Here is a 21,901-nt window from a genome sequence, read left to right as displayed (position 1 = left end):
CCCACAGAGATCGCGCCATCTTCACCTGTGGGAGCCGGCTTGCCGGCGAGTGGGCCGCAGAGCGGCCCCATGCTGAGGATCAGTGGGCGAAGATCGACCCGCCCTCCTTGCCCGCCAGCTTCTCCGGCTTGATCAGGAACCGCGCCAGCGCCGGCAGCAGCCACAGTGCGCCGAACATGTTCCACAGCAGCATGAAGGTCAGCATCAGGCCCATGTCGGCCTGGAACTTGATGGCCGAGAAGATCCAGGTGCACACGCCGATGGCCAGGCACAGGCCGGTGAACAGCACTGCCTTGCCGGTGGAGCGCAGCGTCTGGTAGTAGGCCTCTTGCAGTGGCAGGCCTGCGCGCAGGAAGCTTTCCAGACGGCTGTAGATGTAGATGCCGTAGTCCACGCCGATCCCCACACCCAGCGCCACCACCGGCAGCGTGGCGACCTTCACGCCAATACCCATGAACGCCATCAGCGCGTTGCCCAGCACCGAGGTGAGCACCAGTGGCAGCACGATGCACAGGGTGGCGGCAAAGGAGCGGAAGGTGATCATGCACATCACCGCCACGCACAGGTAGACCAGGATCAGGATGGTCAGCTCGGCCGACTTGATCACTTCGTTGGTCGCTGCCTCGATACCGGCGTTACCCGCCGCCAGGAGGAACTGCAGGCCGTCCTTGTTGTGGCTGTCGGCAAAGGCCTTGGCTGCGGCGGTGACCCGCTCCAGGGTTTCGGCCTTGTGGTCGTTGAGGAACACCAGCACCGGTGCCAGCGAGCAGTCGCCGTTGTACAGGCCGTCGGCACGGGCGATGGAGTTGTTGAGGATGCCCGGGTTACGCGACAGCGTCTCCCACTTCAGGCTGCCCTCGTTCATGCCCTTGATGACCTGTTTGGACACGGTCACCAGGGAGATGGTCGATTGCACGCCCGGGGTGTTGTCCATGGTCCACATCAACTCGTCGATGGGCGCCATGGTCGAGTGAATCGAGCAGCTCTCGGCCGGGGTCTTGACCATGATCACCAGCACGTCGGAACTGGTCGAGTAGTTGCTGATGATGAAGCGGTTGTCCTGGTTGTAGCGCGAGTCGGGGCGCAGCTCCGGGGCACCTTGGTCGAGGTCGCCGATCTTCAGGTTCTGGCTGTACCAGAGGCCGCCGGCGAAGGCCAGCAGTGCCAGCACGATGGACACCGGCGCCACTTTGGGGCTGGCGAAGTTGGCCAGCAGGCGCCAGAACGGGTGCTCGCGGGTAGCATCCTTCTTGCTGCGGGCAATGGCCTTCTGGCTGATGCCGACATAGCTGATGGCCACGGGCAGCAGGATCAGGTTGGTGAAGACGATCACCGCCACGCCGATCGAGGCGCCGATGGCCAGCTCGCGAATCACCCCGATATCGATGATCAGCAAGGTGATGAAGCCCACGGCGTCGGCCAGGATGGCGATCATCCCCGGCAGGAACAACTGGCGGAAGGTACGCCGGGCTGCGGTCAGGGCATTGTCGGCGTCACTGGACTGCAAGGCGATGCCGTTGATCTTCTGCACCCCGTGGGAGATGCCGATGGCGAAGATCAGGAACGGCACGAGCATCGAATACGGATCGAGCCCGAAGCCCACCGCATGCATCAGCCCCAACTGCCAGACCACCGCCACCAGGGTGGTGATCAGCACGGCGATGGTGCTGCGGATGCACCAGGTGAACCAGTACAGCAGCGCCCAGGTGATCACCAGCGCGATGCCGAAGAACATCGCCACCATCACCAGCCCGTCGATCAGGTCACCGACCTTCTTGGCGAAGCCGACGATGTGGATCTTGACGTTAGGGTTTTGCGCCTGGAACTTGTCGCGGATCTTTTCTTCCAGCTGATGGGAGAACTGCTGGTAGTCGAGCTTGACCTGCTTGCCTGGGTCCTGGGGGTCGGGGAAGCTCTCCAGCAACGGAATGTCGACGATGCTGGACTTGAAGTTGTTGGCCACCAGGCGCCCGACCTGGCCGGATTTGAGCACGTTGTCGCGCAGGGTGTCGAGGCTGCCCTGCGAGCCGTTGTAGGTGTTGGGGATCACCTCGCCGCCGGAGAAGCCCTCTTCGGTGACTTCGCTCCAGCGCACGCTGGGGCTCCACAACGACTTGAGGCCGGCGCGGTCGACGCCGGGGATGTAGAACACCTCGTCATGGATCTGCCGCAGCGTTTCCATGTAGTCCTTGTCGAAGATGTCGCCGTTGACCGCCTCGACCGAGATGCGCACGGTGTTGCCGAGGTTGGCCAGGTCGTTGCGGTGCTCCATCATCTGCTCGATGAAGGGGTGCTGCAGCGGGATCATCTTTTCGAAACTGGTGGACGGGCGGATCTGCGTGGCCTGCCAGAACAGGAACAGGCTCACCAGCACGCAGATGGCGATGACCATGGGGCGGTTGTTGAAGATCAGGCGTTCCAGCAGGGTGGCCTTGTCCTTGTGCTGCATGTCGAAGCTCTCCCGGCTGGTCATGGGCGCACCTCCTGGGTGCCGTCGGCCGATGCCAGGTGCACACCGCCCTGCCCTACCAGCAGCAGGCCGCCGCCGGCAAGGCCGCTGACCCCGGCCAGGGCGACGCGGTCGGCGCGGTTGCGCACGCTGAAGCTCTGCCCGTCGTCATGGCTGCGCAGCACGCTGCCGCTGTTACCGACCAGTACCACGCTGCCGTCCTCGAGAAGCGTAGCGCTTGCCAGGCTGAATTCGAGCGGGCCACGTTCGGCCCGAAGCTCGATCGGCTGCCAGCTGTCACCGAAATCGGTGGAGCGGAACAGGTTGCCGCGCAGGCCGTAAGCCAGCAGGGTGTTGGGCTGGGCGGTACCGATCACGCCGAACAACGAGCCCTCGTAGGGGCTTTCGACTTTCGACCAGCTCTGGCCGTTGTCGCTGGAGCGGAACATGCTGCCTTGTTCGCCGACGATGAACAGGCCGGCGCCTTTCACCAAGGTGATGGCGTTGAGGTGCAATTGATCGGGGTTGTCCAGGCGCTCGCCGACGTCTTGCCAGTGCTGGCCACCGTCGAGGGTTTCGAGCACCGTGCCATAGGCACCGACGGCATAACCCTGTTGCGGGTCGAGCATGCGCACATCGAGCAGCGGGGCTTCGCGGGAGCGGTCTTCGAACTGCTTGCTCCAGGTCGCGCCGCCGTCGCTGCTGGCGAGGATCTGCGCGTCATGGCCAACAGCCCAGCCGCGCTTGTCATCGAGGAAGAACACGGCGGTGAGCAGTTGCCGGGTGGGTACCCGGGCCTGGGTCCAGGTCTTGCCCTGGTCGTCGGAGAACAGGATATGGCCGCGATCGCCGACCACCACCAGGCGCTTGCCTGCGTGGGTGGCACCGATCAACAGGCTCTGGCTGGCCTTGGCCGACTCGACCGAGTATTCCTCGGCGGCCACCGCCGCATCGACGCTGCCCGCCCATGCCGCCAGTGCCAGCGCCAGCATCGCGCTGGCTGCCAATGGCCAGGCGCCGTGCCGGCCCCGTGCCGTGATCCGCTCTCTCATGACTGCCCCTTTTGTGTTCTTGTGCTGGGTCAATCTATTGCCAGGTGCCGAGAAACCCTGTTCCAGAGCCCTGGAATAGCTTCGGGCCATCCTATCGGGGTAATCCGACAGAAAACAACGAGCGGGACGTTATGTTTTGTTAACCGGCAAAAACATCGCGGGGCAAGCCCGCTCCCACGCCGATCACCGTGGGAGCGGGCTTGCCCCGCGATAGAGCAGAACCAGGATTACGCCAGGCTCTTGCTCACCACCTCATACACATCACTGGACAGCGCGCCCGAAGCCAGAATCCGCTCCAGCTCACCCTTCATCAGCGCCTGACGTTTATCGTCATACTTGCGCCAGCGGGTCAGCGGCGCCAATTGGCGCGAAGCGATCTGCGGGTTCAGTGCATTGAGCTCGATCACCAGGTCCGCCAGGAAGCGATAACCCGAACCGTCAGCGGCATGGAAGTTGACCAGGTTCTGCCCGGCGAAAGCACCGACCAGTGCCCGCACCTTGTTCGGGTTCTTCAAGGTGAAGGCCGGGTGCTGCATCAGCGCCTTGACCCGCGCCAGCCCGCCCGGCAAGGCACTTGCCGCCTGTACGCTGAACCACTGGTCCATGACCAGCGGGTTGTCCTTGAAGTGCTCGGCGAAGGTTTCCAGGGCCTTGGCCCGCTCAGCCTCGAACGGCGAGTTGACCAGCACCGCCAGGGCGGTGAGGCGCTCGGTCATGTTGTCGCACTGATCGAACTGCTCCAGGGTCGCTTGCACAACCTGCGGCTTGCCGCTCAACATCAGGTACGACAGCGCAATGTTCTGCAGGCTGCGGCGCGCGAAGTGCTCGGCAGAGGCGACGTAAGGGGTCTTGCGCGACACTTCGCGGTTGGCCTGGTAACGGGCCCACAGGGCGTCGAACAACTGCGCGGCGATCTGCTGGCGGGCAAACTCGCGGGCCGCATGGATGGCGTCCACATCGGCCACCTGGCTGATCTCGGTGAGGTAGGCCTCGCCCGGCAGCGAGAGCATCTCGGCGACCATGGCAGGGTCCAGCGACTCATTGCCGACCACGGTACCCAGTGCGCTGATCAGGCGCTGGTCAAGCGTGAGCGCTTCGCCACGCTGGTGCTGGCCGATCAGTTCCTGCAGCACCTGTACCGCCAGCTGCTGCCCCGCTTCCCAGCGGTTGAAGCCGTCGCTGTCGTGCTGCATGAGGAACATCAGCTGGTCGCGGTCGTAGGGGAAGCTCAGCTTGACCGGGGCGCTGAAGCCACGCAGCAACGAGGGCAGCGGCTTGCTGGCGATACCTTCGAAGGTGAAGGTCTGCTCGGCTTCGGTCACCGACAGCACGCGGCTGGTGCCGCTGGTGGCGCTTTCGCCGGCCAGGCGCAGTGGCAGGTCATTGCCTTCGGCGTCCAGCAGGCCCAGTGCCACCGGGATCACGAACGGCAGCTTCTCGACCTGCCCTGGGGTCGGCGGGCAACTCTGGCGGAAGGTCAGGCTGTAGCGCTGCGCAGCGGCATCGTAAGCCTCGCTGACTTCCAGGCGCGGGGTGCCGGCCTGGCTGTACCAACGCTTGAACTGGCTCAGGTCGACGCCGTTGGCGTCTTCCATGGCCTTGATGAAGTCGTCGGTGGTCACCGCCTGGCCGTCATGGCGCTCGAAATACAGGTCGCTGCCTTTGCGGAAGCCCTCGGCCCCCAGCAGGGTGTGGACCATGCCGACCACCTCGGCGCCCTTCTCGTACACCGTCAGGGTGTAGAAGTTGGAGATCTCGATGAAGCTGTCCGGGCGGATCGGGTGGGCCATGGGGCCGGCGTCTTCGGCGAACTGATGGGTGCGCAGGTAGGCGACGTCCTCGATGCGCTTGACCGTGCGCGAGTTCATGTCGGCGCTGAACTCGGCATCGCGGTACACCGTGAAGCCTTCCTTGAGCGACAGCTGGAACCAGTCGCGACAGGTCACGCGGTTGCCCGACCAGTTGTGGAAGTACTCGTGGGCGACCACGCCTTCGACGCGCTGGTGGGCAGCGTCGGTGGCGGTCTCGGCACGGGCCAGCACACAGCTGGAGTTGAAGATGTTCAGGCCCTTGTTTTCCATGGCGCCCATGTTGAAGTCGTTGACCGCGACGATCATGAAGATGTCCAGGTCGTATTCACGGCCATAGACCTCTTCGTCCCAGCGCATGGACTTCTTCAGGCTGACCATGGCGTGGTCGCACTTGTCGAGGTTTTCCGGCTCGACATAGATGCGCAGCGCCACGTCGCGACCCGATTGGCGGGTAAAGGAGTCCTCGACGCACCAAAGATCACCCGCCACCAGGGCGAACAGGTAGGCCGGTTTCTTGAACGGGTCTTCCCAGGTGGCCCAGTGGCGGCCGTCTTCGGCCGGCCCGCTGCCGATCGGGTTGCCGTTGGACAGCAGCACCGGGTAGCGATGCTTCTCGGCGATCACCGTGGTGGTGAAGACGCTCATCACGTCCGGCCGGTCGAGGTAGTAGGTGATTTTGCGGAAACCCTCGGCCTCGCACTGGGTGCAGAACATCTTGCCGGACTTGTACAGGCCTTCCAGCGCGGTGTTGCTTTCCGGGTGGATCTTCACGCTGGTGTCGAGGGTGAAGCGCTCGCTTTTCGGCTGCAGGGTCAGGCTGCTGTCATCGAGCTGGTAGTCGCCCGCTTGCAGTTCCTGGTCATCCAGCAAAGCGCGCAGCAACTCCAACTGTTGGCCATCGAGCACCAGTGGCGGCAAGCCCGCGCCACGCTCGGGGTTGCGGCGCATGACCAGTTGCGCGTGCACCAGCGTGTGGTCCTCGAACAGCTCGAAGGTCAGGTGCGTCTCGTCGATCAGGTACTCGGGGGCCTGATAGTCCTTGAGGTAGATCACTTGCGGTTGTTCGGTACGCATGGTGACGATCCTTTACTGGAGCACGGCCAGTTGATAGGCCGTGTACTTGCGAATGTTGATCACGCCGGTGTCGAAGATCAGGTACTGGCCCTTGATGCCCAGCAGCGTGCCCTCCACGACCGGGTCCTTGTCGAGGTTGAAGCTGACGATCTTTTTCGGGTAAGCCTCGACCGGGTAGCGCATCTGCACCACCTCGGCGTCGGGCAGCGGCTGGATGGCCTGCAGGCCAAAGCGCTCCTGCAGCCCACGGATACCGTCGGCGCAGGCGTCGAAAATCTGTTCGCGGATGGCCACCAGATCGAGCACCTCGGCATCGCCCTTGAGCAATGCACGCCAGTTGGTGCGGTCCGGCACCTGGCTGCGCAGGATGTCTTCGACCAGCCCGGACTGTTGCCGGGTGGCCACGCGCATGATCGGCAGCGCCTGGCTGGCGCCCTGGTCGAGCCAGCGGGTGGGCAGCTGGGTGGCACGGGTGATGCCGACCTTGATGCCCGACGAGTTGGCCAGGTACACCACGTGGTCGGTCATGCAGAACTGCTCGCCCCACGATGGCTCGCGGCAGGTGCCAGCGTCGTAGTGGCATTTTTCCGGGGCCATGATGCACACGTCGCACTGGGCCAGCTTGGTCATGCAGGGGTAGCAGTAACCCTGACTGAAGCTGGTCTTGGTGCGCTTGCCGCAGTAGGTGCAGTGGATGGCGCCGAGGTACTCCAGGCGGATCGACTGACCGATCAGCGGGTTCACCGGCACCTGGGTGTCGTCCAGGCGGAAACTGTATTGAACGACCGGTGCTTCCAGACGCACCGCCATCTTGCTCAAAGAGCCACGAGCGAGTTCGATCAATGTACCGAGTCCGACTTGAACAGGATGTTGGCGATCGGCGCGGACTTCGATGCGCACTCTTGCGGGCCCATGTAGCCGGTGCGCTGGTCTTCGGGCAGGTTCTGGATTTCCCAGGCGATCACGGCCTGCAGCGACAGTTCTTTCTGCTCGGCGGTGAGCTTGCGGCCATCGGACCATTTGCCGATTTCGACGGCCGTTTTCAGGCTTTCGTAGATCTCGGGGGTGATGTTTTCGATCATTTGCGCGAACGTGGACATGGTGTCTCCTCAGTCAGGCGGACAGTTTACGCCGGGCGAGCCATCCACCCAAGAGCCCCGTCAGGCAACCGATGAGCAACCCGCCCACGTGGGCGGCGTTGGCGATCTGGCCGAAGCCGAGCTGCCCCACCACACCGCTCAGGCACACCAGCAGCCAGATCAGCATCATCGCCAGCACGCCCCGGGGCAGGCTGAATTGCGGGTTGGGCGCCAGCTTCTGGTACAGCCAGACATGCCCGAGCAAGCCGTACAGCACGCCGGACAAGCCGCCGAACAGGCTCGGCCCGCTGGTGAAGTGCTGGGCCAGGTTGGACACCAGGCTGAACAGCAGGGTCAAAGACAGCAGCATCCACGGGCCCTGGCGCAGTTCGATGCGCTTGCCCAGCTCCCAGTACCACATCCCGTTCATCGCCAGGTGCAGCACGCCGAAGTGCAGCAGCATGGGCGACACCAGGCGCCACCACTGGCCTTCGCCGAGCGCCTGCAGCAGCGGGGTGAAATACAGGTACTCGCCCTGCACCTGGAAGGGCAGGAAGGTGAACCAGGCGATGGTGGTCAGGTTGTCGCCCAGGCCGGTCAGGCCGGCGACCACCAGGCACAGGAACAGCACGCTGGCGGTGACCTTGCAGGCGATGGCCTGTTCTTTCAAGGAGGGCACAGGCGCAGGCAAGCTGCCTTGCGCTGGCTCCGGGATGGCTTGCAGGTCGGCATTGCCGTCGGGGTAGCGCGTGTACAGCTCGCGAACATCCTCGGCAATCGCCGGCGGCACCCACAGCACCTGCTCCCCGCCCTCCTCGACCACCCGGTGCGGCACCTGCAGGCGCCGCAGCAGGGCGACGAAACCGCTGAGGTCGACCGCCAGCGGCAGGCGCAGCACTTCGATCACGTTCATTGATTGGCCTGTGGGCGTTCGACGTCGACCCAGACAAACTTGTGCGGGTCGATGCGGGTTTCGTCATCCAGCCGGTAGGCGGCCAGCTTGCCGTACAGCACGGCACTGTAGTCCAGACAGGCCAGGTTGCCGCGGATCGGCGCCGGGCGGCCGCTGCGCCAGTAGTGGCCAACGAACAGCAGCGGTTCGTCCTCGGTATAGCGCAACAGGGCGTTCTTCTGGTGATGGCTGAGCGGCGCACGCGCCACCTCGTCGGGCAACGCGTCGGGCTGGAAGACGATATCGCCGTAGGTCTGCGGGTCTTCTTCCCAGAACTTGGTGCGGAAGAAGGCGCGGGTCAGGCCATCGCCGCCGGTCAGCGTCAGGCCGTCCGGCAGGCGCATATCGGTGCCGCGCAGCAGGCGATTGCACACGGTCGCGGCAAAACTGCCGGACACTGCCGAGGCCTGCACGAAGTGCTCGTCGATACAGCCGTTGGGGTACTGCTTACGCAGCGGTTCGATCAACTGCGGGTCCCAGCAGGCGTGCACCAGGCGGAAACGCCCGGCGTCGACGAACAACGGCAGCTCGTAGAACCACTGGATGAAGTCGTGCCAGTCGCCGGGGTGCTGGGCGAACTGGGTGAGGGTTTCGTCGATCAGCCGGGCATGCCGTGGCGTGTGTTCGCGCACGTAGGCCTTGCCACTGCCCGGCAGGGCCGGCGTGACCCAGCCCAGGGCGTTGTATTCGTGGTTGCCCATGATGCAGAAAGCCTGGCCGGCCTCGACCATGTCGTGGACGATGTGCAGCGCTTCGCGAATGCGCGGGCCGCGGTCGACGATATCGCCGAGGAACAGCGCCTGGCGCCGTGGGTGCCGCCAGACACCGCCGATGCGTTTGTAACCGAGGGCGTCGAGCAGGCGCTCGAGGGTGAGCGCACAACCGTGCACGTCACCGATGATGTCGAAACTGCGCGCCGGATCGAGCATCAGTCGTCCCTGCCCCCCAGGCGGCTGCCCCAGCCAAGCTTGGTGCGGCAGACCTCGTAGTAGTTGTGGTCGAGCGGATGGATCAGGCGCAGCTTCTGCGGCTTCTTGCTCACCGTGATGGTGTCGCCGGGGGCGCAGGTGAAGTGGTTCTGGCCATCACAGGAGACCTGCGGGTAGATCTGCAGGTCGTTGGACACCACGATCTTCAGCTCGCTGTTGCCATCCACCACGATCGGCCGGCCCGACAGCGTGTGCGGGTACATCGGCACGATGACGATGGCGTCGAGCTTGGGGTGCATGATCGGCCCGCCGGCGGACAGCGCATAGGCCGTGGAACCGGTGGGGGTGGCGACGATCAGGCCGTCGGCCTTCTGGCTGCAGACGAACTGGCCGTCGATGTAGATTTCGAACTCGATCATCCGCGTCGATTTGCCCGGGTGCAGCACCACGTCGTTGAGCGCATCGCCCTGGCCGATGGCCTCGTGGTGGCGGCGCACCTCGGCCTGCAGCAGGAAGCGGTTCTCTACCAGGTAGTGGCCGTCGAGCACTTCGGCGACTTTCTGCTCCAGCTCATCGGGGCGGATATCGGTGAGGAAACCCAGGTTGCCGCGGTTGATGCCCAGCACCGGAATGTTGTGCCGAGCCAGGGCGCGGGCGGCGCCAAGCAGGCTGCCGTCGCCACCGACCACGATGACCAGGTCGCACACCTCGCCCAGCAGCTTGCGGGTGGAGGTTTGCAGGCCGTGGCCGGGCAGCACTTCGGCGATGGTGTCCTCGAGGATCACGTGCAGGTGGCGCTCGAGGAGGAATTTTTTCAGTCGGCGAATGGTGTCGAGCACCTGGGAGCTGCCAAGGCGTCCGATGATACCGATATTGCGAAATTGCTCCATGGTGCTCCTGCAAGGCTCTGCGGCGGGGTGACTATGCCGGGATTATGGGCGAAAGCACCGGGCAGCGGCAAACCGGCTATGCTCGCGGGATGATGCCCTTCGCCGACCTCGCCCCCCTGCCCCGCCAGTTGCGCCACCCCGCAGTGCGCGACCTGGCCTGGACGATCCTGTCGCCGCCACTGTTGCAAGACACCCCGCAGCCACAGCGCCACCCGCTCCACGCCAGCGGCTGGGCCGACGACCCGGCGCGCCTGGGCGACTGGCTGCGCGCACTCGACCAGGCCCCGGCGCCATTGCTAGAAGGGCTGGCACGCCTGAGCAGCCGTCGGCTGGGGCTGTATTACGAAGCGCTGTGGCAGTTCGCCTTGCGCCAGGCGCCGGGCATCGAGCTGCTGGCGGCCAACCTGGCGATCCGCGATGGCGGACACACCCTGGGCGAGCTGGATATCCTGCTGCGCGACCGCGAAGGCGATCATCACCTGGAGCTGGCAATCAAGCTTTACCTGGGGCCCAGTACGGGTGATGGCAGCGATCCGGCCGACTGGCTTGGGCCTGGCTGTCATGACCGGCTGGGACAGAAACTGGCGCACCTGGCGCACCACCAGTTGCCCATGTCGAGTGGCCCGCACAGTCGTCAGGTGCTCGACGCGCTGGGCGTGGACCAGGTGCAGGCACACCTGTGGCTGGGCGGTTATATGTTCTATCCCTTGGCAGGCCCGGCAGCCCGACCGCCCTCCGGCAGCAACCCCGAACACCTGCGTGGCGGCTGGCTGCATCGGCGAGACTGGGCCAACGACCCGGCGCAGCGCTGGCAGCCCCTGCCCCGGCATGCCTGGCTGGCACCGGCACGCCTGGCGCCAGGGGACTGCTTGAGTGCAGCGCAGTTCCAGGCATGGCTGGGGAAGCTGGACGCCCACGCACCCGCGCAACTGCTGGCCAGAATGGCGCAGCAGACCGACGGGGCCTGGGAAGAGGTCGAGCGGGTATTCCTGGTGGCCGACAGCTGGCCACACCTGCCTGGGTGATGAGCCCAGGCCCCTTCAGCGGCTGATCCGTGAAGAGGCCCGGCAGGCGCGAGGGAAGATCAGGAGGCCTCGGCCACAGGCTCAGGCGCCGGGCAATGGGCCTGGGCATCCTGCGGCCACAGCACCTTGCCTTTGCCATCCACTACCTGCTCCGCACCGCACGGCAGACGGTTGGTGTCGAACACCACGGTGCCGTCCAGGCGGTACAGGGCACGCAGGGTTCGCACGGCGTCGTCGCCATTGCCCTCGACCCGGTAGCCGAAGATTGCACCCCTTGCTTCGTCAACCTGCAGGTCTTGCCATTTGGCCGGCACCAGCAGCTTGCCGTCGAGGTCGTACAGCGCCCGCGAAGCGTCCGAAGTGCTGCCCTCGGAAGCCACCAGATGGTGCCCGTCCGCCGTCAGCTTGAGCATCACGAACTGCTCAGGCTTGATCAGCACCTTGCCCTGCTCGTCCATCAGGCCCACGGTGGCGGTCTCGCTCGGCATGCCGAGGAACGTCACGGTCTTGCGCGGCGACTTCAGTTCGGTGAAGGCAAAGCGCTTGGGGGTGATCACGCCGATCTGCTGGTAGGTGGGCTGAACCAGCACTTTGCCCTGGTCCAGGTCGATGGTGCCGTAGGTCGCCAGGAAGGCGTTCTGCAGCTTGCCGATATGGTTGAAACCCGGGCGATGGCCGCTCATGCCCATCAGGCCCAGGCCTGCGTCACCGACCGAATCGTATTCGGGCTGGATCAGCCACTTGCCGTCGTGGCCGATCATGCCGGCCTTGCCACGATCTTCCTCGGTGCGTGGCACCTGCACCATGGCACCGGTCTTGCCGAAGGTTTCGCAGCTCTGGTATTGCGCCTCGATGATCACCTTGCCTTGGTAGTCGAGATAACCACAGGGTTTGTCGTAGCCATCGCGGTAACCCACCAGGCCAGCGCCCGGGGTGCCCAGCCAGTATTTACCGAGCGGGATCACCAGATCGCCTGCGGCATTGGCCAGGCCGACACCGGATTGCCCTTCGCGGGAGACCACCAGGAAACCATCCGCCGCGCTGGTAATGGTGTCGAAATCAAGCTTGCGCAGCACCTTGGTCTGCAGGTTGTAGCCCCAGTTTTCACTGCCTTTCTGGGCGAGCACCCAGTTGCCGCGCTTGGTGAAATCGTCGCGCACGTACATCGAGTCGAACACCGCTTCGCTGACCTTCTCGCCCTTGGGCGTAAGGATGCCGCGCCGCTCATCCAGCTCAACGACGATGAAGTCATTTTCGCCACCGACATAAATGCTATCGAACGCGGCCGGCAGGACTTCCTTGCCCTGCTCGTCCATCACCCCGGACTTGCCATCGCGCACGAAGCCGAACAGGCCCGGCGTCAAGGGGAAGACCTCATCGGTGAGCTCGGCGCGCAGCACCTGCTTGCCGTCGCCACTGGCCAGGTTCCAGTAGTCGCCTTTGCCAAAAATGAAGGCATTGGTGAAGGGCTGGGTGTAGATCAGGTCGTAGTCGTTGTCGGGGCCGACGCGAAAGGCGCCGTTTTGATCCAGTACCGCGCACTGGTCGTTGACGCACAGCGGAATGGTCATCTGGGCAACCGGCGGCGTCTTGACGGCCGGGGCTTGCTCACAACCGGCAAGCAGCAGGGAAAGGGAAGCGAACAGCGCCGCCCGAGGGGCGGTAATCAGGGGGTTCATTGAACACATCATCCTTGTGCGATAGAAAACAGGCGCAGGCCCATGGCCACCACCTGGTTCGCTATGTCGGCTGCACTTGATAGATCTGAAGCAAGCCGTTTTTCACGCCAGCGATTAAAGTTGAGGGCAGGCGCCAATCAAGAGCGCCCTTCCAGACCTGATGACGAGGATCCACCATGGTTTCATCCACCCCCGCCGCCCATTACTCGCGGCTGTCGATCACCCTGCACTGGCTGATGCTGGTGCTGCTGGCCGCCGTCTACGCCTGCATCGAGCTGCGCGGCCTGTTCCCCAAGGGCAGCGCCGAACGCGATGTGATGAAGGATTTGCACTTCATGCTTGGCCTGAGCGTGTTCGTTCTGGTGTGGCTGCGCCTGGCCCTGCGCCTGTCACGCCCCACCCCAGCGATCGTGCCCAAGCCACCGGCCTGGCAGACCGGCTTGTCGCACCTGGTGCACCTGCTGCTGTACCTGATGATGATCGGCCTGCCGCTGGCCGGCTGGGCGATCCTCAGCGCCGCCGACAAGCCGATCCCCTTCTATGGCCTGGAGCTGCCGGCCATCGTCGCGCCGGACCCGGACCTGGCCAAGTTCATCAAAGGCTGGCATGAACGCATCGGCAGCTGGGGCTACTGGCTGATCGGCCTGCACGCACTCGCCGGGCTGTATCATCACTACGTGCGCCGCGACAACACCCTGCTGCGCATGCTGCCCTACAAGTAACCGCGTCGCCCCTGCAGGCCACCGCTGTGCAGGAACACCAGGTGGGTGCCGGGCTTGAAGCGCCCGGCCGCCACCTGGTCACGCAGGGCCAGCAGCGCCTTGCCGGTGTACAAGGCTTCCAGCGGTAAGCCAGCCTGCCGTTCGCTATCGGCGACGAACGCCAACAGCTCGTCATCGATCCGGGCAAAGCCGCCACGGCTGGCTTCATGCAGCGTGTATCCGTACGGCCCCGCCAGGGCCGCCACGGTTTGCGGCACGCCGTGATCCAGAGGCACCGCCAGGGCACCATGCACCGCATGCCTGCCCTGCTCCGCCAGCACCAGCCCCGCCAGGGTGGTGCCGGTACCGGCGGCCAGCCACCAGGCGTCGTAGTCCTGCCAACCCAGCGCGGCCAGTTGCGCCCGGCACTGCTCGACGATCAGCGCGCAGCCCCGGGCACCGGCGGGGCCGCCGCCGCCTTCGGGGATGCAGTGCCAGCCCGGATAACGGGCCTGCCAGGGCTGCCAGAAGCCCGCCTGGTGCCGATCTCGGTAACCTGCGTAACCCAGCCAGTGCAACTGCATGCCCAGCACCCGAAGGTCGCGCACGGTCGGCGTGTCCTGCTCATGGCCACGCAGCAGCCCGGCGGTGGCGAAGCCGAAGCGCTTGCCGGCAGCGGCCAGGGCATGCAGGTGGTTGGAGTGGTTGCCGCCCAGGCTGATCAGGCCCGGTGATCCGGCCTGCCGGGCTTCGAGCAGGTGGTGGCGCAGCTTGAACCATTTGTTGCCGCTGATCAGTGGGTCGATCAGGTCAAGGCGCAGGACGGCGGCCTCCAGACCGGCATGCTGGAGCCAGGGCAGATCGAGGCGCTGCAGGGGGGCTTGGGGTAGGGAGAACTCGGGCATGGCGCGAGTTTATCAGTTGCCCTGACAAACGCATCGCGGGGCAAGCCCGCTCCCACGATCGCCCGTGGTAGCGGGCTTGCCCAGCGATTGCGATGGATCAGAGCTCGGCAGCCAACCTCGACCCCTGGTTGATCGCACGCTTGGCATCCAGCTCTGCAGCCACGTCCGCGCCACCGATCAGGTGCACCGACTGCCCCGCGGCCAACAACCCTTCATGCAACTCGCGCAGCGGGTCTTGCCCTGCGCAGACGACGATATTGTCCACCGCCAGCAACTGCGGCTCGCCTTCACCGACGCGCACATGCAAGCCGGCATCGTCCACGCTCAGGTACTCGACGCTGTTGAGCATCTGCACCTGCTTGTTCTTCAGCCCAGTGCGGTGGATCCAGCCGGTGGTCTTGCCCAGGCCGTCACCGACCTTGGTTTTCTTGCGCTGCAACAGGTACACCTGGCGCGCCGGGGCATGCGGTTCGGCCTTGATACCGGCCACGCCGCCACGGGCCTGCAACTGGCCGTCGATGCCCCACTCCTTCCAGAACGCCTCGCGGTCCTGACTGGTGGCCACGCCCTTGTGCACCAGGTACTCGGACACATCGAAACCGATACCGCCGGCGCCGATCACCGCCACCCGCTCGCCCACCGGCTTGCGCTCCAGCAGCACGTCCAGGTAACTGAGCACCTTGGCATTGTCGATGCCAGGGATGGCCGGGGTGCGCGGTGCGATGCCGGTGGCCAGGATGATTTCGTCGAAACCACCCTCGACCAACGCCGCCACATCGACGCGTGTATCGAGCCGCAGGTCGACGCCGGTGCTCTTCACCTTGTTACGGAAGTAGCGCAGGGTCTCGAAGAACTCCTCCTTACCCGGCACACGCTTGGCCACATTGAACTGCCCGCCGATTTCGCTGGCGGCATCGAACAGGGTCACCTGGTGGCCACGCTCGGCAGCCACGGTGGCGGCAGCCAGGCCAGCAGGGCCGGCGCCGACCACGGCGATGCGCTTGACGTTGAGCACTGGCAGGTAGTTGAGTTCGGTCTCGTGGCACGCACGCGGGTTGACCAGGCAGCTGGTCAGTTTGCCGCCGAAGGTGTGGTCCAGGCAGGCCTGGTTGCAGCCGATGCAGGTGTTGATCTCGTCGCCGCGGCCTTGCGCGGCCTTGTTGACGAAGTCCGGGTCGGCCAGGAACGGCCGGGCCATCGACACCATGTCGGCGTCGCCTTCGGCCAGCACGGCCTCGGCCACCTCAGGGGTGTTGATGCGGTTGGTGGTGATCAGCGGAATGCTCACCGCGCCGCGCAGCTTGGCGGTGACCTTGCTGAATGCCGCGCGCGGCACTTTGGTGGCGATGGTCGGGATGCGCGCCTCGTGCCAGCCGATACCGGTGTTGATCAGGGTGGCGCCGGCCTGCTCGATGGCCTTGGCCAGCAGCACGATCTCTTCCCAGTTGCTGCCGCCCTCGACCAGGTCGAGCATCGACAGGCGGAAGATGATGATGAAGTTCGGCCCTACCGCCTCGCGGACCCGGCGCACGATCTCCACCGCCAGGCGCATGCGGTTCTCGTAGCTGCCGCCCCAGCGGTCGCTGCGGTGGTTGGTGTGGGCCGCCAGGAACTGGTTGATGAAGTAGCCTTCCGAACCCATGATTTCGACGCCGTCGTAGCCGGCGCGCTGGGCCAGGCTGGCACAGGTGACGAAGTCGGCGATCTGCTTCTCGATGCCCTCCTCGTCCAGCTCCTTGGGCTTGAACGGGTTGATCGGCGCCTGGATGGCACTGGGCGCCACCTGCTTGGGGCTGTAGGCATAGCGCCCGGCGTGGAGGATCTGCAGGCAGATCTTGCCACCGGCTGCATGCACGGCCTCGGTGACGATCCGGTGCTTGTCGGCTTCGGCTTCGGTGCTCAGCTTGGCCGCGCCGGAATACACCCCGCCCTCGTCGTTGGGAGCGATGCCACCGGTGACCATCAGGCCGACACCACCGCGGGCACGCTCGGCGAAGTAGGCCGCCATGCGCTCGAAGCCGCCCGGGCGCTCTTCAAGCCCGGTGTGCATCGAGCCCATCAGCGTACGGTTGCGCAAGGTGGTGAAGCCCAGGTCGAGTGGAGCCAGCAGGTGCGGATAAGGGGTGTTGGCCATGGATAAGCTCCACAGGTGGCGTGATCACGGAATGCGGGAACCTCGAAGGCGGGCCCCGTCGTTTGTCTGTGGCCGACATTAAACAGGCGTTTGAATGCGCTCAATGATCGAAACTGACAACTTATTGATCCTGCTGCACAGCAGGCTTACCCTAACCTCCTCTTTCCCCACTGCGCTGAACCGCTCCATGCGAAAACTGCTAGCCGGCGCCCTGGCGCTGGTCATCATCGCCGGCCTTTGCGGCTATGGCTTCTGGACCCTGCAACGCCCGGAAGGCCACTACCTGTCCGACCTGCGTATCGAGCTGGCCCTCAACCAGGGGGTGCCGGGCGAGCACGGCAACCTCCTGGGTGTGGAGCCGCTGCTGTACCCAGGCGATTACCAGAACCTTGCGCGCCTGCACCGCAAACTGTCGGCGTACCTGCAGCAGGCCCGCGACCAGGGCCTGGTGAATGCCCGTACCGTGGTGGTGCTGCCCGAACATATCGGCACCTGGCTGTGGGCCCGTGGCGAGAAGAACGAGCTGTACCAGGCCACCCGCGACCGCGAGGCCTGGCAATGGCTGGAGTTGAGCAACCCGCTGCGCTACGGCCTGGCGATGCTGTCGGCCAGCGGCGACGACCGGCGCAGCGATGCGCGCCTGCGCATGAAGGCCGCGCAGATGGCCGCCGATTACCAACAGCTGTTCGGCGGCCTGGCGCGGGAGTTCGGGGTCACCCTGGTGGCCGGCTCGATCGTCCTGCCCGCCCCTTATGTGAAGAACGGCGTGCTGCATGCCGGCAGCGGCCCGCTGTTCAACAGCAGCCTGGTGTTCGCCGCTGACGGCAGCGTGCTGGGGCAACCGCAATACCAGCGCTACCCGGACAGCGAAACCCGCCGCTACATCCACCATGGCCGCCAGCAGCCGCTGCAGGTGCTGCAGACACCCGCCGGGCGCCTGGGCGTGCTGGTCGGCAGTGACAGCTGGTACCCGGACAACTACCGGCTGCTGGCCGGGCAGTCGGTGCAACTGATCGCCAACCCGGTGTTTCTCAGCGGCAAGCAGCGCTGGCAACTGCCCTGGCGCGGCAACCGTCACCAGGCCGCGGCGGCCGAACTGCCGTTGCAGCGTGGCGAGGTCAGCGAGCAGGAGGCCTGGCAACGTCTGACCCAGGCGGCCAGCGACGGCGCCGCCAGCATGAGCGTGTTCATGCGTGGGCAGTTCTGGGAGCAGAGCGGTGGCGGCCAGGGCTTTGCCAGCGAGGCCGGCACCTTGTGGGCGGGCAACGCCAGCCAGGGCGCCCGCCTGCTCAACCTGTGGCTGTAACGCCATGCCCCGTCAGCGCGTGCGCCTGGGCGAGTTGTCGGTAGGCTTCGTCCAGCCCCTGGCCGAAGCGCTCGGCCAGCTCGGCCACGATCCGCAGCCACTGCTGCTGCGTTATGGGCTGGATAATCGGCGCCTGGCCGAACCCGGGGCGCGCCTGTCGATTCCGCGCTACATGCACCTGGGCCACGCCGCCATTGCCTTGAGCGCTGAGCCTGCCCTGGGTTTGCACATGGGCCAGCTCAGCCGCCTGGCCCAGGCCGGGTTGGCCGGCGTCACCGCCGCCCAGGCGCCGACCCTCGGCGAGGCCGCGCGTACGCTGCTGCGCTTCGAGCCGCTGTATGCCGCCAACTACCGTGGCCAGTCGAGCTTTCATGAAGACCAACAAGGCGCCTGGCTGCGCTTCTACTCCATCAGCCCGTACAACGCCTACAACCGCTTCGTGGTCGACTCGCTGCTCGGCGGCTGGCTGGCGCAGCTGTCGAGCCTGGCCGGCAGGCCGATCCAGGCCGAACGGCTGGAGATCGAGTTCGAAGCGCCGGCTTATGCCGATCAATACCAGCGTCTGTGCAGCACCACCGTGCAGTTTGGCGCCGCAGCCAACCAGTTACGCCTGGGCCAGGCCACCCTGGCCCTGGCCAACCCGCAACACTGCCCGAGCACCTGGCAGCACCTGTTGCAGCTGTGCGAAACGGAACTGGCCCAGCGCACCCGGGTACGCAGCCTGGGCGAACGTATCACCCACCTGCTGGGGCCGCTGCTCAATGGCGGCCGCGAACCGGATCTGGAGGAAGTGGCGCAGCACCTGCAGATGCCCACCTGGACCCTGCGGCGCAAACTCGCCGAAGAAGGCACGCGCTATCGCAACCTGCTCAACGATACACGCCGCGACCTGGCCGAGACCTACATCCGCGACACGGAGCTGGCCTTCGGCGAAATCGCCTATCTGCTGGGGTTTGCATCGGCCGAAGCCTTCCAGCGCGCATTCAAGCGCTGGACGGGCGTAACGCCGGGGGAGTATCGCCGCCATCAGCGGCAGGTGGGTTAAAGCTCGGTGGCGTCGTCCGCCGGCTCAGGCACATCCAGTTCATAAGCCTGGAATTCGAGCAATTCTTCCTGGTAGTCGTCCATCTGCCTGCTTCCTCGTTCTTCGTTCATGGGATCCACTGCCACCCTAAGCGGGTCGGATGACAGAACCATTACAGCCCCATGAACGGTAAACGTAGCAGGCCTGCGGGAAGTTAGCGACCGCTCACGGCGAAGCCGGTGCCGCTTCGCTCTGCGCAGGCTGCTGCAGGGCCTGGATCGGGGCCGCCTCGACGGGCGGTGCAACCGGTTGCGAACCGTGGCTGTCATCCACCACCGGAGCTGCCGGCGCTTCGTGAACGGGCACGGCAGGGGCTGGCTCAGGCGCGACAGGTGCGCTGGCCTGGGCTGCGGCAGACGCGGCCACCGGGGCGCTTGCCGCCAGCGGCGCCGCCTCTGGCTGGGCGGGTGCCAGCGAAGTTGGCGCAGGCTCGGGCAGCCCCAAGGCTGGCGCTGGTTGCTCCACTTTCGGCGGCTCGGCAGGGGTATCGGCCTTTTTCACCTTTTTCGGCTTCGGCAGGTAGCCCTCCACCAAGGCGAAATAACGCTCGTAGAACTGTGGCGCGGCCACTGTCTCGCTGGCGACCTTGACCATCGAGTCGTCGCTGGAGCCGATCGGCATCGACACCGAGCCCAGCACCCCGACCCCCAAGCTGGCAGAGGTGTTGGATTTTTTCAGGGTGTAGCGGTCCTGCAGGGCGTTGGCGAACATGGTCGAACGCTGCTTGTCGCTCATGTCCGGCACGCAGGTGATGTTGAAGCTGATCTGCATGTGGTTTTCGGCGCTCTGCTGAAAACTCTTGTTGCCGGCCACCTGGTTGGCATCGCTGCTGGTGATGATGTAGCCCTGGCTGAGCAGCGCACGCCGGGCAGCTTCGCAGGAGCCCGCTTCGCTGACCGGGAAACTGCGTGAGAAGGTGCCCGAGTCGTCGAAGTTCTCGTGCTCGTACACGGTAGCCTTCTTCGAGGAGCAACCGGATACGCCCGCCAGCACAAGGGCCAGCCCGAGCGCACCGTAGACGGATGATCTGGACATCGTGAATTCCGGGTAAATCGAACGGTGCCTATTGTGCAACACATCCACAAGCCACCGAAACCTTGAAAGGGCCAACATTGCGCAAGGTTCATGTAAAGGCGTGGATGACGCCGACCAAAGCGCTGGGAACTTTCTCGCGATAATTAGCGATTTTTCGTACGCCAGTCACAAGAACCTCCTAACCAGACAAGGAAATTCCCTCGCTAGACTCATTCGCCCGTTCGAATGCCCAAGGAAATCGCTGATGAAGAATCTGCCGGTCCGCCTGAAACTCTTGCTTAGCCTCTCCCCACTGGTCTTGCTGGCAGCCCTCCTCGTCCTGACCGCGATCTTCACCCTCGGCACCCTGACCCATCGGGCTGAACGCCTGGTCTCGGTCAACTACATTCTCGACAACCTCAACGACATCCGCGCCACACAGATGGCCTATGCGCTGAACGGTGAACATGCAGAGCTGGAAAACCTGCGCCACGCCTACCGAAAAGTAAACGGGCTGATCGACGAGAATCTGACGCAGATGCCCTCCCCCCAGGCGCAGACCCATCTTGGCGCCACACGCAAGATCATGAACCACTACATGAGCGACCTGCAGCACAGCCTCGAAGCAGGCGCCGAGACACTGGCCGGCCCCACGGGCAAACAACTCACCACGCAAGTGCTTGCAGCCATCGAACACATCAACCAGCTCATCACCCAGCAGAACCAGGTCAGTGCCGCCGAGCTCGGCCAACGCACGCGCCTGATGCTCGCCGTGTTCTGCGGCACACTGCTGCTGGCCTGCCTGGTAGCCTGGCTGCTGATCCGGCAGATCTGCGCCCCCCTGCAACAGGCACTGGACATGGCCCGGCGCATTGGCGAAGGCGACCTGAGCGCCAGTGACCTTGGCCCACGCCACGATGAGTTCGGCCAACTGCTCCAGGCCCTTGAGCGCAGCAGCGCCAATTTGCGCGGTATCTTGCGCCGGATCGGCCAGGCCTGCGAGCAGCTTTCACAGGCCTCGGCGGCCCTGGCTTGCGTGATCGAACGCACCAGCAGCGGTGCCGCCAGCCAGCAGAGCGAAACTCGCCAGGTGGCGGCGGCCATGAGCCAGATGGCCTGCGCCGTGCAGGAGGTGGCGCACAACAGTTCGCTGGCCAGCGAGGCGACCCGCCAGGCCACTGACAAGGCCGAACTCAGTCAGCAGGTGGTCAGCAATACCCAGAGCCAGGTTGCCCAGCTGGCCAGTGACATCAGCAGCAGCACCGAGGCCGTGCAACAGCTGTGCGCCTCTGCCGAACAGATCAGCAGCATCATGACAGTTATCCGCTCGGTGGCCGAGCAGACCAACCTGCTGGCCCTGAACGCGGCCATCGAGGCCGCCCGCGCCGGCGATGCCGGGCGCGGCTTCGCAGTGGTGGCCGACGAGGTGCGCGGTCTCGCCCTGCGTACCCAGCGCTCCACTGCCGAGATCGAAGCACTGATCACCCGCCTGCAGGACGGTGCCCGCCAGGCGGTGGAATGCCTGCAAGGCAACCGCCGCGTGGCCAGCACCACCGTTGAGCTTGCCAATCAGGCGAGCGAGGCCCTGCAGGTCATCACGACCAGCGTTGATGATATCCAAGGCATGAATCAGCAGATTGCCGCCAGTACCGAGCAGCAAAGCACGGTCGTGGTGGCCATTCGCCGTAATGTGGAACGGGTGCGCGATGTCGCCGGCCACTCACTCGATGCCAGCCGGCAAATCGAGGAAGCGTCTATCGAACTGGAGCGGGTGGGCGGCGAGCTGAAGGGGTTGATCGGTAATTTCAGGCTCTGAA

At 65.1% G+C, this 21,901-nt stretch carries 17 protein-coding genes; 5 read left to right on the top strand and 12 right to left on the bottom strand.

Features of this window, described 5'->3' with window-relative positions; all coding sequences use genetic code 11:
* Positions 1 to 79 precede the first annotated feature (79 nt).
* The 8 genes from ABE459_RS18655 to ABE459_RS18620 form a co-directional block, all read right to left on the bottom strand.
* Positions 80 to 2,473 carry an RND family transporter gene (locus ABE459_RS18655; protein WP_125857933.1) on the bottom strand — a complete coding sequence of 798 codons (2,394 nt, stop codon included), beginning with the start codon at positions 2,471 to 2,473 and terminating at the stop codon, positions 80 to 82.
* Entirely contained in the window at positions 2,470 to 3,501 is a 1,032-nt protein-coding gene (locus tag ABE459_RS18650; RefSeq protein WP_323833498.1) for a YCF48-related protein, read from the bottom strand. The genes ABE459_RS18655 and ABE459_RS18650 overlap by 4 nt, the downstream gene beginning before the upstream one ends.
* 227 nt (positions 3,502 to 3,728) lie before the next feature.
* Positions 3,729 to 6,386, bottom strand: coding sequence for an aminopeptidase N (gene pepN, locus ABE459_RS18645; RefSeq protein WP_323833496.1), 2,658 nt, complete (start codon positions 6,384 to 6,386; stop codon positions 3,729 to 3,731).
* 12 nt (positions 6,387 to 6,398) lie between these two features.
* A complete protein-coding gene (locus ABE459_RS18640; protein WP_323833494.1) occupies positions 6,399 to 7,229 on the bottom strand; it encodes a DUF2797 domain-containing protein in 831 nt (276 codons plus the stop codon).
* Complete coding sequence (locus ABE459_RS18635; protein ID WP_110995859.1) at positions 7,226 to 7,486, bottom strand: DUF1315 family protein; 261 nt, start codon at positions 7,484 to 7,486, stop codon at positions 7,226 to 7,228. Before ABE459_RS18635 ends, ABE459_RS18640 begins: the two co-directional genes overlap by 4 nt.
* 13 nt (positions 7,487 to 7,499) lie before the next feature.
* The gene (locus ABE459_RS18630; protein WP_323833492.1) at positions 7,500 to 8,378 is read right to left on the bottom strand and encodes a rhomboid family intramembrane serine protease; all 879 of its coding nucleotides are present in this window, start codon (positions 8,376 to 8,378) and stop codon (positions 7,500 to 7,502) included.
* On the bottom strand, positions 8,375 to 9,346 hold the full coding sequence (locus tag ABE459_RS18625; RefSeq protein WP_125463276.1) for a metallophosphoesterase: 972 nt from the start codon (positions 9,344 to 9,346) through the stop codon (positions 8,375 to 8,377). Before ABE459_RS18625 ends, ABE459_RS18630 begins: the two co-directional genes overlap by 4 nt.
* The gene (locus tag ABE459_RS18620; protein ID WP_110995856.1) at positions 9,346 to 10,236 is read right to left on the bottom strand and encodes an NAD(+) kinase; all 891 of its coding nucleotides are present in this window, start codon (positions 10,234 to 10,236) and stop codon (positions 9,346 to 9,348) included. The genes ABE459_RS18625 and ABE459_RS18620 overlap by 1 nt, the downstream gene beginning before the upstream one ends.
* A gap of 44 nt (positions 10,237 to 10,280) precedes the next feature.
* Here ABE459_RS18620 and ABE459_RS18615 point away from each other — a divergent pair, with 44 nt between their 5' ends.
* The gene (locus ABE459_RS18615) at positions 10,281 to 11,261 is read left to right on the top strand and encodes a DUF1853 family protein (protein WP_323833490.1); all 981 of its coding nucleotides are present in this window, start codon (positions 10,281 to 10,283) and stop codon (positions 11,259 to 11,261) included.
* 59 nt (positions 11,262 to 11,320) lie between these two features.
* On the opposite strand, the gene ABE459_RS18610 is transcribed toward ABE459_RS18615, so the two are convergent.
* Positions 11,321 to 12,940: a WG repeat-containing protein gene (locus tag ABE459_RS18610; protein WP_323833488.1), complete on the bottom strand. Its 1,620-nt coding sequence runs from the start codon at positions 12,938 to 12,940 to the stop codon at positions 11,321 to 11,323.
* 176 nt (positions 12,941 to 13,116) lie between these two features.
* On the opposite strand from ABE459_RS18610, the gene ABE459_RS18605 reads away from it, so the two are divergent.
* The gene (locus ABE459_RS18605) at positions 13,117 to 13,662 is read left to right on the top strand and encodes a cytochrome b (protein WP_110995853.1); all 546 of its coding nucleotides are present in this window, start codon (positions 13,117 to 13,119) and stop codon (positions 13,660 to 13,662) included.
* On the opposite strand, the gene ABE459_RS18600 is transcribed toward ABE459_RS18605, so the two are convergent.
* Positions 13,653 to 14,546, bottom strand: a complete 894-nt coding sequence (locus tag ABE459_RS18600; RefSeq protein ID WP_323833485.1) for a pyridoxal-phosphate dependent enzyme — start codon at positions 14,544 to 14,546, stop codon at positions 13,653 to 13,655. The genes ABE459_RS18605 and ABE459_RS18600 overlap by 10 nt on opposite strands.
* A 97-nt stretch (positions 14,547 to 14,643) precedes the next feature.
* Entirely contained in the window at positions 14,644 to 16,680 is a 2,037-nt protein-coding gene (locus tag ABE459_RS18595; protein ID WP_323833483.1) for an NADPH-dependent 2,4-dienoyl-CoA reductase, read from the bottom strand.
* 187 nt (positions 16,681 to 16,867) lie between these two features.
* On the opposite strand from ABE459_RS18595, the gene ABE459_RS18590 reads away from it, so the two are divergent.
* Positions 16,868 to 17,986, top strand: coding sequence for a nitrilase-related carbon-nitrogen hydrolase (locus tag ABE459_RS18590; protein WP_323833481.1), 1,119 nt, complete (start codon positions 16,868 to 16,870; stop codon positions 17,984 to 17,986).
* A 4-nt stretch (positions 17,987 to 17,990) separates the two neighbouring features.
* Positions 17,991 to 19,031 carry an AraC family transcriptional regulator gene (locus ABE459_RS18585; RefSeq protein WP_323833479.1) on the top strand — a complete coding sequence of 347 codons (1,041 nt, stop codon included), beginning with the start codon at positions 17,991 to 17,993 and terminating at the stop codon, positions 19,029 to 19,031.
* 204 nt (positions 19,032 to 19,235) lie between these two features.
* Here ABE459_RS18585 and ABE459_RS18580 read toward each other — a convergent pair whose 3' ends face one another.
* A complete protein-coding gene (locus tag ABE459_RS18580; RefSeq protein ID WP_323833477.1) occupies positions 19,236 to 20,105 on the bottom strand; it encodes a DUF2242 domain-containing protein in 870 nt (289 codons plus the stop codon).
* A gap of 244 nt (positions 20,106 to 20,349) precedes the next feature.
* Between ABE459_RS18580 and ABE459_RS18575 the strand changes: the two genes are divergently transcribed.
* A complete protein-coding gene (locus ABE459_RS18575) occupies positions 20,350 to 21,900 on the top strand; it encodes a methyl-accepting chemotaxis protein (protein WP_323833475.1) in 1,551 nt (516 codons plus the stop codon).
* The last annotated feature ends 1 nt before the right edge of the window (position 21,901 follow it).

Source organism: Pseudomonas sp. TWI923, assembly GCF_039673365.1.
Taxonomy (GTDB): domain Bacteria; phylum Pseudomonadota; class Gammaproteobacteria; order Pseudomonadales; family Pseudomonadaceae; genus Aquipseudomonas; species Aquipseudomonas sichuanensis.
The sequence above is the reverse complement of the archived record's forward strand: the minus strand, read 5'-3'. Positions and strand labels throughout refer to the sequence as shown.